The sequence below is a fragment of the Aquitalea sp. S1-19 genome, from assembly GCF_024343515.1.
Window position 1 is genome coordinate 1 of the sequence record NZ_RJTZ01000100.1, and the last position, 11483, is coordinate 11483.

12 protein-coding genes are annotated in these 11483 nt (G+C 57.8%); 10 read left to right on the forward strand and 2 right to left on the reverse strand.

The window, feature by feature from the left end; genetic code table 11:
* The first annotated feature begins 20 nt into the window (after nucleotides 1-20).
* From rnc to nagZ, 10 genes are read left to right on the forward strand one after another with little or no spacing between them, the layout of a single operon-like run.
* Nucleotides 21-728: a ribonuclease III gene (gene rnc / locus EGI20_RS13780; protein ID WP_160796025.1), complete on the forward strand. Its 708-nt coding sequence runs from the start codon at nucleotides 21-23 to the stop codon at nucleotides 726-728.
* Nucleotides 725-1612 (forward strand): GTPase Era, encoded by an 888-nt coding sequence (era, locus tag EGI20_RS13785; protein WP_498632155.1) that lies wholly within the window; start codon nucleotides 725-727, stop codon nucleotides 1610-1612. The genes rnc and era overlap by 4 nt, the downstream gene beginning before the upstream one ends.
* 1 nt (nucleotide 1613) lies before the next feature.
* A complete protein-coding gene (locus EGI20_RS13790; RefSeq protein ID WP_498632157.1) occupies nucleotides 1614-1940 on the forward strand; it encodes an antibiotic biosynthesis monooxygenase family protein in 327 nt (108 codons plus the stop codon).
* The gene (gene recO / locus EGI20_RS13795) at nucleotides 1940-2683 is read left to right on the forward strand and encodes a DNA repair protein RecO (protein WP_124734369.1); all 744 of its coding nucleotides are present in this window, start codon (nucleotides 1940-1942) and stop codon (nucleotides 2681-2683) included. The genes EGI20_RS13790 and recO overlap by 1 nt, the downstream gene beginning before the upstream one ends.
* A gap of 19 nt (nucleotides 2684-2702) precedes the next feature.
* On the forward strand, nucleotides 2703-3434 hold the full coding sequence (gene pdxJ, locus EGI20_RS13800; protein ID WP_498632159.1) for a pyridoxine 5'-phosphate synthase: 732 nt from the start codon (nucleotides 2703-2705) through the stop codon (nucleotides 3432-3434).
* Between the two features lie 11 nt (nucleotides 3435-3445).
* Nucleotides 3446-3817 carry a holo-ACP synthase gene (gene acpS, locus EGI20_RS13805; protein WP_498632161.1) on the forward strand — a complete coding sequence of 124 codons (372 nt, stop codon included), beginning with the start codon at nucleotides 3446-3448 and terminating at the stop codon, nucleotides 3815-3817.
* A gap of 31 nt (nucleotides 3818-3848) precedes the next feature.
* Nucleotides 3849-4187, forward strand: coding sequence for an FKBP-type peptidyl-prolyl cis-trans isomerase (locus EGI20_RS13810; RefSeq protein WP_498632163.1), 339 nt, complete (start codon nucleotides 3849-3851; stop codon nucleotides 4185-4187).
* A 21-nt stretch (nucleotides 4188-4208) separates the two neighbouring features.
* On the forward strand, nucleotides 4209-5234 hold the full coding sequence (locus tag EGI20_RS13815; protein WP_498632164.1) for an acyltransferase family protein: 1026 nt from the start codon (nucleotides 4209-4211) through the stop codon (nucleotides 5232-5234).
* Complete coding sequence (locus EGI20_RS13820; RefSeq protein ID WP_498632165.1) at nucleotides 5218-6009, forward strand: sialate O-acetylesterase; 792 nt, start codon at nucleotides 5218-5220, stop codon at nucleotides 6007-6009. The genes EGI20_RS13815 and EGI20_RS13820 overlap by 17 nt, the downstream gene beginning before the upstream one ends.
* A gap of 21 nt (nucleotides 6010-6030) precedes the next feature.
* Nucleotides 6031-7116: a beta-N-acetylhexosaminidase gene (gene nagZ, locus EGI20_RS13825; RefSeq protein ID WP_498632166.1), complete on the forward strand. Its 1086-nt coding sequence runs from the start codon at nucleotides 6031-6033 to the stop codon at nucleotides 7114-7116.
* 68 nt (nucleotides 7117-7184) lie between these two features.
* Here the strand turns inward: nagZ and EGI20_RS13830 are convergent, their stop codons facing one another.
* Both EGI20_RS13830 and EGI20_RS13835 read right to left on the reverse strand, forming a co-directional pair.
* The gene (locus EGI20_RS13830; protein WP_498632168.1) at nucleotides 7185-9590 is read right to left on the reverse strand and encodes a bifunctional diguanylate cyclase/phosphodiesterase; all 2406 of its coding nucleotides are present in this window, start codon (nucleotides 9588-9590) and stop codon (nucleotides 7185-7187) included.
* 458 nt (nucleotides 9591-10048) lie between these two features.
* Nucleotides 10049-11245 carry a multidrug effflux MFS transporter gene (locus EGI20_RS13835; RefSeq protein ID WP_498632170.1) on the reverse strand — a complete coding sequence of 399 codons (1197 nt, stop codon included), beginning with the start codon at nucleotides 11243-11245 and terminating at the stop codon, nucleotides 10049-10051.
* Nucleotides 11246-11483 lie beyond the last annotated feature (238 nt).

The window sequence follows — 11483 nt, forward strand, 5'->3', positions numbered from 1 at the left end:
CCGGCATGCAACCCTAAGCCGTGACTCAACATAAAGATATCCGATTTCGCCGCCTCAGCGAGGCATTAGGCTACCGTTTTACCCGTCCCGAGTGGCTGCGTCAGGCTTTGACGCACCGTAGCTACGGCACGCCCAACAACGAGCGACTGGAGTTTGTCGGCGACAGTATTCTCAACTATACCGTCGCCCGCATGCTGTATGACCGCTTTCCGCAATTGACCGAGGGCGAGCTATCGCGTCTGCGCGCCAATCTGGTGAATCAGCAGACCCTGTCCGAACTGGCCCAGCTGCTCAAGCTGGGGGACGAGCTGTATCTGGGCGAGGGCGAGCTTAAGAGCGGCGGTTTTAACCGGCCGTCCATTCTGGCGGATGCGCTGGAGGCGACCTTTGCCGCCGTGAGTTTTGACGCGGATTTTGCCGCAGCCGAAACCGTGGTGCGCCATTTGTACCGCGAGCGGGTCGAAGCGATTGACCCGACCCGCCATGCCAAAGATGCCAAGACACGCCTGCAAGAAGCACTGCAGGCGCGCAAATATCCGCTGCCGCGCTACCGCATCCTGAGCCAGTTGGGTGAGGCGCACGAGCAGCACTTCAAAGTCGCGTGCGAGCTGGGTGATCTGGGCATCGATACCAGCGGCGAAGGCAATAGCCGGCGCGCGGCCGAACAGCAGGCCGCCGAACAGGCGCTGCTGCAACTGGAAGCACAATTCAAACTGGGCAAGAAATGACCGAAACCTCTTATCGCTGCGGCTTTGTGGCCATCGTCGGCCGTCCCAATGTGGGCAAATCGACGCTGATGAACCACCTGATAGGCCAGAAGATCAGCATCACCTCCAAAAAGGCGCAGACCACGCGCCATCGCGTGACCGGCATCCATACCACCGATCACAGCCAGTTCGTGTTTGTCGATACACCGGGCTTCCAGACTTTTCACGGCGGCGCACTGAACGAGACCTTGAACAAGAGCGTCAAGGACACGTTGGGCAATGTCGATTGCGTGATGTTCGTCTTGGAAGCCAAGCGCTTTACCCCGGCTGACCGCGAAGTAATGGCGCTGTTGCCGAAGAAAATCCCGGTGATTCTGGTGGTGAACAAGGTCGACAAGGCCAAGGACAAGATCGAGCTCGCCAACTTTATCGATGATGTGCGCGCCGAGTTCCCTTTTGTCGATGCCGAAGTGGTCAGCGCCAAGCATGGCCAGCGCATTGCCGAACTGCTGGAAAAAGTGGCACCTCATCTGCCCGAGTCGGTGCCCCTGTATCCGGAAGACATGATTACCGACAAGAGCCAGCGTTTCCTTGCCGCTGAAATCGTGCGTGAGAAGCTGTTCCGCTATCTGGGCGAGGAACTGCCGTACTCGATGAATGTAGAGGTCGAGCAGTTCGAGGTGGATGGTGCCATGTACCGCATCCACGTCGCGGTTCTGGTCGACAAGGAAGGGCAGAAGCCCATCGTGATCGGCAAGGGTGGTGAAAAGCTGAAAAAAATCTCCACCGAGGCGCGCCTCGATATGGAAGCGCTGTTCGACACCAAGGTTTACCTCGAAGTCTGGGTCAAGGTGAAGTCGGGCTGGGCCGACGACGTGCGTTTCCTCAAGGAATTCGGTCTGTAAAATGTTTGCCCGTACGCCACAGCCGCCTTACTGGGCAGTCATCTTCTCCAGCCAGCGCAGCGATGTGGCCGATGGTTATGGCGATATGGCTGATGCGATGGTGGAGCTGGCTGCGAAGCAGCCGGGCTACCTTGGCGTCGAGAGCGTGCGCGGTGATGATGGCTTCGGCATCACCGTGTCGTACTGGACCAGTGAAGAAGCGATCGCCGGCTGGAAGGCCGAGGGGCGTCACCGGCTGGCGCAGGCCGAAGGCTACGCGCGCTGGTATGCGGAGCTGTTTACCCGCGTGGCCTGCGTCGGGCGCGACCATCACTGGACGCGCGGCTGATGCAGCCGGGCAAGATAGACCGCCAGAGCGGCTTTATCCTGCATGCGCAAGCCTATCGCGAGACCAGCTTGCTGCTGGATGTGCTGACGCGCGACTACGGCCGCGTAGCCATGGTGGCGCGCGGTGCGCGCCGGCCGCGCGCCGAATTGCGCGGCTTGCTGTTGCCGTTTCAACCCTTGTCGCTGGCCTGGTTCGGCAAGACCGAATTGCGTACCCTGCACCGTGCCGAATGGCAGGGCGGGGTACGTCTGCTGGCCGGGCAAGCTTTGGTATGCGGCTTTTATCTGAACGAGTTGCTGGTGCGCCTCACCGTGCGCGAAGACCCGACCCCTGCGGTTTTTACCGCCTACGACGCCGCCGTGCGGGCGCTGGCGCAAGGCGAGGCGCAGGGCGTGGTATTGCGCCGTTTCGAACTGGCTCTATTGGGTGCGCTGGGTTATGCGCCCTTGCTTGGGCATGATGGCGCCGGTGCACCGCTGGATGCAGGCTCGCTGTACCGGGTACAGGCCGGCTCTCCTCCCGAGCTCTGGCAAGGCGGCGTGGCGCATGATGGCCAGGCCGTGGTGCGCGGGGCGGTTTTGCTGGCACTGGCCGCCGGTGATTTTGACGATGCGCATGCGCTGCGCGAAGCGCGTGGCGTGACCCGGCTGATGCTGGCCAATCTTTTGGGTGACGACAAGCTCGCCACCCGCGAATTGCTGCTGCCGCTCGCCCAGGCGACGGAAGCGGCCAAACCGGTTTAAGACGAACGAGGAAACAGGCATGATCCTGCTGGGCATCAATATCGACCATGTGGCAACCTTGCGCCAGGCGCGCGGCACCCGCTATCCCAGCCCGATAGAGGCCGCACTGGTGGCCGAAACGGCTGGCGCCGACCTGATCACCCTGCATCTGCGTGAAGATCGCCGCCATATCCAGGATGCCGATGTAGTCGCCATGAAGCAGGTCATCAAGACGCGGATGAATCTGGAGATGGCGCTGACCGAAGAGATGCTGGAAAACGCGCTCAAGGTCATGCCGGAAGATGTGTGCCTGGTGCCGGAGAAGCGTGAAGAAGTCACCACCGAAGGCGGGCTGGATGTGATCCGCTACTTCGACGAGGTCAAACGCTTTACCCAGATCCTGTCTGATGCCGGTATCCGCGTGTCGCTGTTTATCGATGCCGACCGTGCCCAGATCGAAGCGGCATTTGACGCCGGCGCGCGCGTGATCGAACTGCATACCGGCGCCTATGCCGATGCCCATTCGGCCGAAGTGCGTCAGGCCGAACTGACCCGCATCCGCGAAGCAGCAGTGTACGCGGCGCATCTGGGCTTTACCGTTAACGCAGGCCATGGCCTCTCTTACCATAACGTCAAGCCGGTGGCCGCCATCCGAGAAATTGCCGAGCTCAATATTGGCCACGCCATCGTCAGTCAGGCTCTGTTTGTCGGCTTTGCCGCCGCAGTGCAGGAAATGAAGGCGCTGATGCGCGAAGCACGGCGCGGCGAATAATGATTTGCGGTGTGGGCACTGATCTGGCCGAAATCGCGCGCTTCGAGGCTATGATTGCGCGCCGTGGTCTGGGTGTCGGCCGGCGCCTGCTCTCGGCAAGCGAGCTGGCCGATTTTGCCGCCAGCTCTGATCCGGCCCGCTTTCTGGCCAAGCGTTTTGCCGCCAAGGAAGCGCTGGCCAAGGCGCTGGGCACCGGGGTGAGAGCGCCGGTGCTGCTGACGGCGATTGCCGTTGGCCATGACGCGCTGGGCAAGCCGCAGTTTGCGTTGTCGGCCGAGCTGTCTGCCTTTGTTGCCGCGCGCGGCATCAGCCATCTGCATTTATCTATCAGCGACGAGCGTACACAGGCGCTGGCCTTTGTTGTGGCCGAAAGCCGCAGTTAGTCGCTCCCTGTCTTATTACTGGAAAGTCAGCATGACCCCTGAACTGCAAATCATCGATATCGTCGTGGGCGAGGGCAAGGAAGCCGTCAAGGGTGCCCTGATCACCACCCAGTACCGCGGCTGCCTGGAAGACGGTACCCAGTTTGATTCCTCCTACGATAGAGGCCAGCCGTTCCAGTGTGTGATCGGCACCGGTCGCGTGATCAAGGGCTGGGACCTGGGCCTGATGGGAATGAAAGTCGGCGGCAAGCGCAAGCTGCTGGTGCCGGCGCATCTGGCCTATGGCGAGCGCCAGATCGGCGCACATATCAAGCCGGGCTCCAATCTGGTTTTTGAAATCGAGCTTTTGGAAGTGCTGACGCGGGATTGATAATTTAATTTAGGAGGTAGGGTGTCTAAAGTTAATGGTGGTGAATTCTTGTATTCATTTGAAAATATGCGGGCGGTTGCAATATTGCTCGTTATTTTTTCGCATTTTTCTTCTGTTTATAAATTTGGCGAATCAGCTGATGTTGTCAAGTTTATTCTTGCAGATGCGACGACATTGTTTGTTTTTATATCAGGATATCTATTTTATTACTTATCAAGAAGGAAAGGATTTAATTTCTTAGATTATTTGGGTAAAAAATTTAAGTTTGTTGTATTGCCTTTTCTTTTCTTTTCTTTTTTTGCAATATTGGCGGGATTATTTTTTGGGCAAAATGAAACGTATGGCTTGATGCCTATTGCTTATGTGTTGTGGAGTTTTGTTGTAGGTGGGGCTGTTAATGGGCCGATGTGGTTTGTCCCAATGATTTTTTTGTTTTTTCTTGTGTCGCCAATTTTTATTTTTTGTGCTAAACGGAATTGGTTTTTTGTAATGGTTGTTGCTGCGGTGTTGTTCTCTGTTTTTTCATTTCGCCCTATCAATAGCCAAAATCCAGTGTTAAGTTTTTTTCATTTTATGGGTTTCTATTTGATGGGTATGCTTTTTGCACGAGGTGGAGCGGTAATGGATTTTTTGCGATCTAGGCCAAGGGCTGTTATGGCAGTTTCCGCTTCTGGTTTTTTTGTGCTATTGGTGGTTTGGCTGGGGGGGGGGCAGGTTTTCCAAGGATATTTCGATTATATATGGCAACCAAATATCATTCAAATGGGTAAGCTTTTTTTTGTTGTGTTTTTGTTTTTTTTGTTTGAGAGGTTTTTTAATAAAAAAATAAACCCTATGTCTTACATTGCAAATATTAGTTTTGGTTTGTTTTTTGTGCACGGGTTTTGGTTGCTGCTATTCTATAAGATGGTTTCGTTCTTTGCGGTGAGTAAATTGCCGGTTTATTTTATTTTGGAATTTCTAATGGTGTTTTGCTTTTCGGTAATTTCCATAGAAGTTTCTAAACGTGTTCTTGGGGTGAGGAGTCGATATGTTGTCGGTTGCTAACTATGTTAGGTTGTTTGTAATTGTTTTTTTAAGCTTGCTTAACGTCTCCTTAGCCAAGGAGGTTAATATACTCGTTATTGGTCAATCTATTTCTTCCAATTGTAATCAGGAAAAATTTGGCAAGGTAAATGGTATATATCAGTATGATTTGAATGGTAATGTTGTGGTGGCTAGTGATCCTTTTGTATGGGCCGACTGCAATGGCGGCAGCATGTGGATGCCGCTGGGTGAACGCATGGTCAAGTCAGGCTTGGCAAGCAAAGTTGTTTTTATGCCCATAGGGGTAGGTGGTACCAAAGTCAGTGAATGGCTGGCAGGTGGTCGGGCTTTTGGTAAGTTGGAATCGGCTTTGTCAGTGATAGCCAAGAAAGGCATAAAATTTGATTACGTGCTATGGCATCAAGGGTCATCTGATATTGGGACGCCAGCTAATGTATACCAAGACGATCTGTTTAAACTCTATTCCTATATTCGAAAAAAAATAGGTGTTGTACCGTGGGTGGTTGCAAGGCACTCCCGTTGCTATGGTCGTTATGATGAAAAAATAGATGATGTTCAGAGAAAAATTGCCATCGACTCGGCTTTGTTTTTTTATGCGGGACCCAATAATAATGCTCTAGATGATCGCTTTCGTTTTGATTCGTGCCACCTTAATAAAGTGGGACAAATTAAAATGGCGGAGCTGTGGTTTGAAAGTATTAAAAATGTGAAACAGAAAAAAGAGTCGGTAGAGAAAGAAACCCTGCTTTACTGGTTTAAAAAAATACCTTATTAAAGTACGCATGAGGTGCCTTTAATGTCTGCTCCCCTGAATCTTGCCCGCGGCCCGGTGATGGCCGATGTGGCCGGCTTTGCCCTCACCGACGCCGAACGCGTGCGTCTGTGCCACCCTCTGGTGGGCGGCGTCATCCTGTTTCGCCGCAACTTCGAGTCGGTCGCGCAGCTCAAGGCATTGACTGCCGAAATTCGTGCGCTGCGTAGTCCACACCTTCTGATCGCGGTCGATCACGAAGGCGGGCGGGTGCAGCGCTTTTTGCCCGGTTTTACCCGTCTGCCGGCAATGCGGGCGCTAGGTGAAGCCTATGACGCCGACCCGCAAGGTGCCTTGGCGCTGGCGCGCGATGTGGGCGAAGTGCTGGCCGCCGAACTGTCGGCCTGCGGCATCGATCTGTCGTTTACGCCGGTGCTGGATCTGGACTGGGGGCAGTGCGCGGTGATCGGTAACCGCAGCTTCCATCGAGATCCGGCGGTGGTGTCGGATCTGAGTTGTGCCTTGCAGCAGGGTCTGGCTGCTGGCGGCATGCAAAGCTGCGGCAAGCATTTCCCCGGTCACGGTTTTGTCGAGGGCGACAGCCATCATGTGATCCCGGTGGATGGCCGTTCGCTGGATGCGCTGCGCCACGACGATCTCAAGCCGTTTGCGGCGCTGGCGAATGCCGGCATGGCTGCGGTGATGCCGGCACATGTGGTCTATCCGGCGGTTGATGCGCAGGCTGCCGGTTTCTCGCGGCGCTGGTTGCAGGACATCCTGCGTGCCGAGCTGGGCTTTGACGGGGTGATCTTCTCGGATGACCTGACCATGGAAGGTGCTGCGGCTGCAGGCGACATCGTCGATCGCGCCGAGGCGGCGTTCTCTGCCGGCTGCGATATGGTGCTTGTGTGCAACCGCCCCGATCTGGCGGACGAGTTGCTTGCGCGCTTGCAAACGCCGGCGCAGCCGCAACTGGCGGCGCGTCTGGCCCGGATGGCAGGCCTGGGTGAGACTGCTGCCTGGCAGGCGCATGTGGCGACGGACAGTTTTGCCGTGCGTCAGGCACGGGTGCTGGCGCTGGGTTTGCCCCCCGATACGCTGATCGGCCCCAAGGTGGGCGAAGCCTACTAAAAGCGGGCTTCTCCGCCTTGCCGTGGGACAGTAAACAGTAAACGCCGCAGAGCCTGGCTCTGCGGCGTTTACTGTTTATCGGTGTCCAGGTTCAGGGGCGCGGGTTTTTCATACAGATAGCCCTGATGGTGCTTGCAGCCATTGGCCAGCAGGAAGTCGCGCTGCTGTGCAGTCTCCACGCCTTCGGCGATGACGTTCAGCTCCAGGCTGTGTGCCAGTGCGATGATGGTGCGCACAATCGCGTCGGCGCTAGTGCTGTGCATGATGTCGTCAACAAAGCTCTTGTCGATTTTGAGCTGGTTCAGCGGCAGGTGTTTGAGGTAGGACAGCGAAGAGTAGCCGGTGCCGAAATCGTCCAGTGAAAACAGGACGCCATGCTTGCGCAGCCTGTGCATTTTGTCGGCGGCATGCGCAATATCGCTTAGCAGTAGGCTTTCGGTCAGCTCCAGCTCCAGTCGTTCGGGTGTGGCACCGCTTTGTTGCAGGATGGCAATCACGGTATCGGCAAAATCGTCCTGCTGGAACTGCAGCGGGCTGATATTGACGGCGAGGCGCAGATGGGCGCGGTCTTCCTCTTTACTCCAGCGCGCCAGCTGTTGGCATGCCTGCTCCAGTACCCATCTGCCTAGCGGAATGATCAGGCCGGTCTCCTCTGCCAGTGCAATGAAATATCCTGGCGCGATCAGACCCCGTTGCGGATGTTCCCAGCGCAGTAGCACCTCGTAGCCGGTGGCGACGCCATTGTTGTCCACCTGCTTCTGGTAGTGCAGGACGAATTGCTGTGCGGCGATGGCTTCGCGTAGTGCGTGTTCTTGCGTCAATCGCTGCTGGACGGCAGTCTGCATTGCCTGGTCATAAAAGCGCAGGGCGTTGCGCCCGGCAGTCTTGGCTTGGTACATGGCAAGGTCGGCCTGGCGCAATAATTCGTCTGCGCGGCCGGCTGCGTCTGAAAACAGTGCGATGCCGATGCTGCCGGTGCAGTGGTGGGTATGGCTATCCAGATGGTAGGGCTGTGCCAGCAAGTCGCCCAGTATTTCGGCGACATGTTCTGTTTGGCTGGCTGCCTTGGCCGGTTCGCTGTCTAGGTTTTCCAGTAGAACGACGAATTCGTCTCCGCCTAGGCGGGCGATGGTGTCGTCTTGGCGCAGACGTTGCCCCAGGCGTTCGGCAACCTCCTTGAGTAGGCGGTCTCCCATTTCGTGGCCGTAGCTGTCGTTGAGCGGCTTGAAATTGTCCAGGTCGATAAACAATAGTGCACCTTCGTTGCCGCTGCGCTGGTGGGTGAGCAGTGCGTGGTCGATGCGTTCGAGCAGCAGCCGGCGGTTGGGCAGCCCGGTTAGCGGGTCATAAAAGGCGAGGCGGTGGATCTCGCGCTCGGCAGCCTTGTGCTGCGACAGATCCGAGAGCGTGACAATGTAGTGGCTGATGGTGCCACCGTCGTCCCTGATGGCGCTGCCCGTCATCCACACCGGGATGAAGCGGCCTTGTTGATGCTTGATCCAGAGTTCGCCCTGCCAGCTGCCGCTGCTGGCTACGGCTTCCCAGATGCCGTTATAGAAATCCATGTCGTACTTGCCGGTACGCAGCAATAACGGGCTTTGGCCGGCGAGGTCGGAGCCGTTATAGCCGCTTATTTCGCCAAATGCCCGGTTGGCGCGCAGGATCAGATGGTCGGCACTGACGATGAGCATGCCCTCTTGGGCATCGAATACACTGGCTGCGATGCGCAGCTCTTCGTCGGCTGCGCGCCGCTGGCTAATGTCGCTCAGGCTGCCGACCATGCGTAATACGGTTCCTGCGTCATCACGTTCGACTACATCGCCGCGATCCAGTACCCACACATAGTGGCCGTCATGATGGCGCAGGCGGTGTTCGCTGACGTAGCTGCCTTTGCCCTGCAGGCATGTCCCGATGCGCGCCTGAACGGCCGGGCGGTCGTGCGGATGGATCAGATGAATAAAAAAATCGGTGGCATGGCTAAGGTGCGATGGGTCTAGTCCCAGCAGGCGGCACCATTGAGCATTATGGCTGACCTGCTGCGTGGCCAGATTCCAGTCCCATAACCCCTCACCACTGGCTGTCATTGCCAGCGCCAGTTGCTGCGCCTGGGCGCCCAGTTCCAGTTCGCGCTGCTTGCGTGCGTTGATGTCCTGTACGAAACCGATGACTTGCAGGTCGGCATCGACAGCTTCACCGCTGATATAGAGCCAGCGCCAGCTTTCGCCATCACGCACCCGTAGTTCGACGGCAAAGTGCTTGTCGTTCATCAGCTCGCGCCAGGCCGTTTGCAATGTAGGCTGGTCTTGCGGGTGGATGCGCTCGGCCAGTTTGCGTGGATGCAGGATAGCCCCCGCAGGCAGTCCGAGCAGACGGCAGGCTTCATCCGAGCCTTCGAGGTGGTCGCCGCCAGCCGAATAGTGCCAGTTGCCCAAGCGGGCCAGATGCTGGATGCGGTGATTGATTTGATGGCGCATGGCTGTTCCCTCTTTGCGGCGGGACACGGCTTGTGTCTGGCTTTAGCATAGACGGGTAATGCAGTGTTGATTTTCCGGATGAGTGTCTGTGCATGGTGTGCTGTCTGCGCGTATTGGCAAGTAGCGGTCGGTTCCGGATGGCGATATAGACGCGGGTTCTTTTTTTGTCCGGGTGTGCGCTGCGGTATCCGGCCGGCGTGGGGCAAGCAATCTGAGCTTTACGGCGGCGCTGCATTATTTACGTTATGAGTAGAGCTGACGGGCGATCAACAGCCCCTGTACCTTGCCTGCGCGCCTGCTTCGCCTGCGCGGATGCCTGAGAGATCTGCTACTGCCGACACAACGGCGGGGGCGTAAATGCCCCCGCGTTGTGAAAAAGCTGCCGTCTCGTTACCCAATCAAACAAGTTCGATCCGCTGAGTGAACGGCATTACTGCACGCGGCAGCGTTTTTTGCATTCAAGATGCCGGCGTCGGCGGCGCGTGGCGGCGGGCGAGGCAGACGAAGACGAGGCCGAGTGCGGAGAAAGTGAGCGAGGCGATGGCCAAGAGCGTTACGCTGTGCCAGATCAGCGGGGCGAGGGTGCCTGCGACCACTGCGCCGGTCAGTGTCTGCACGAAGCCCTGCATCGACGAGGCGGTGCCGCGCTGCGCGGGGAATAAATCGAGAATGGCCAGCGTGATCGACGGTGCTGCCAGTGACATTCCCATGGTGTAGAGGCCGATCGGCAGCACGCTCGCCGGCAGCGACGGTGCAAACAGGAGTGCGTGCAGGGTGTTGGCAAGCGCGGCGGCGAGCATCATGGCGTAGCCCGTGTTGACCGACTGGCGCGCGGTAAAGCGTCCGGCAGCGCGCCCGGATAGCCAGGCACCGATGATCATGCCGGCGACTGCCGGGCCGAACAGCCACAGAAAATCGTTGGGCCCCAGTCCGAGCTGGCCGATGAGCATGGCTGGCGCCGATGGCACGTAGACGAAGAAGCCGACGAAATTCAGGCTGACCGCGACCGAGTACAGGCGAAAGCGCGGATTGCCGGCGACGGCGCGATAGTTGGCCAAGAGCGAGCGCGCGGCCAGTGGCGTGCGCTTGTCCACCGGGTGGGTTTCCGGCAGCGAGGTCAGGCACAGCAGAAACAGCAGGGCGCCGACGATTGCCATGAATGCGAATACCGCGCGCCAGCCGAAGGTGGTGAACAGCCAGCCGCCAATCACCGGTGCCAAGGCTGGCGAGAGCGCGAACAGCATGGTCACATGCGACATCAGCTTCTGTGCGGCGATGCCGTGGTAGCAGTCGCGGATGATGGCGCGCCCGACAATCAGTCCGACGCCGCCGCTGACTCCCTGCAGTACGCGAAAGGCGATCAGCTCGGCAAAGCTGTCGGCGAAGGTGCAGCCCAGCGCCGCGAGCGCGTAGCAGAAGGTGCCGACAAGCAGCACCGGGCGGCGGCCGACGGCGTCGGCGATCGCACCGTGCCACAGCATCATCAATCCGAAACTGGCCATATACGCGGACAGGATCAGCGGCGTCTGTAGCTCGGAGACGGACAGCGCGCCGGCAATCGCCGGCATTGCCGGCAGGAAGGTGTCGATGGCAAACGGCCCCAGGGTGGCGAGGGCAGCGAGGATCAGGGCAAGGGGCGGAGCGTAGCGGGGCATGGGTTCGTCAGGAGGATAGGCTGAAATATTCTAGCGCATCTGCTTGTCCTGCTTCATCGTATAGATTGGGTTTGCCTGATGTGGCGCAATATTCTGCCGGTACTAACGGATTACCTTGGCTATTTATTGTCGAAGGGCACGTCATGCGATTGTTGCTGGTGGGTGGGCCGCTGGATGGGCAGTGGCACGAGGTCGCGCGCGAACCGGAAAAACTGCTGCTGGAGCATGCTGGCGAGCA

Excerpts from the sequence above, each read along its gene's own strand:
- era (WP_498632155.1), top strand. The coding sequence starts at position 725 with ATGACCGAAACCTCTTATCGCTGCGGCTTTGTGGCCATCGTCGGCCGT.
- EGI20_RS13790 (WP_498632157.1), top strand. The coding sequence starts at position 1,614 with ATGTTTGCCCGTACGCCACAGCCGCCTTACTGGGCAGTCATCTTCTCC.
- recO (WP_124734369.1), top strand. The coding sequence starts at position 1,940 with ATGCAGCCGGGCAAGATAGACCGCCAGAGCGGCTTTATCCTGCATGCG.
- pdxJ (WP_498632159.1), top strand. The coding sequence starts at position 2,703 with ATGATCCTGCTGGGCATCAATATCGACCATGTGGCAACCTTGCGCCAG.
- EGI20_RS13810 (WP_498632163.1), top strand. The coding sequence starts at position 3,849 with ATGACCCCTGAACTGCAAATCATCGATATCGTCGTGGGCGAGGGCAAG.
- EGI20_RS13820 (WP_498632165.1), top strand. The coding sequence starts at position 5,218 with ATGTTGTCGGTTGCTAACTATGTTAGGTTGTTTGTAATTGTTTTTTTA.
- nagZ (WP_498632166.1), top strand. The coding sequence starts at position 6,031 with ATGTCTGCTCCCCTGAATCTTGCCCGCGGCCCGGTGATGGCCGATGTG.
- EGI20_RS13830 (WP_498632168.1), bottom strand. The coding sequence starts at position 9,590 with ATGCGCCATCAAATCAATCACCGCATCCAGCATCTGGCCCGCTTGGGC.
- EGI20_RS13835 (WP_498632170.1), bottom strand. The coding sequence starts at position 11,245 with ATGCCCCGCTACGCTCCGCCCCTTGCCCTGATCCTCGCTGCCCTCGCC.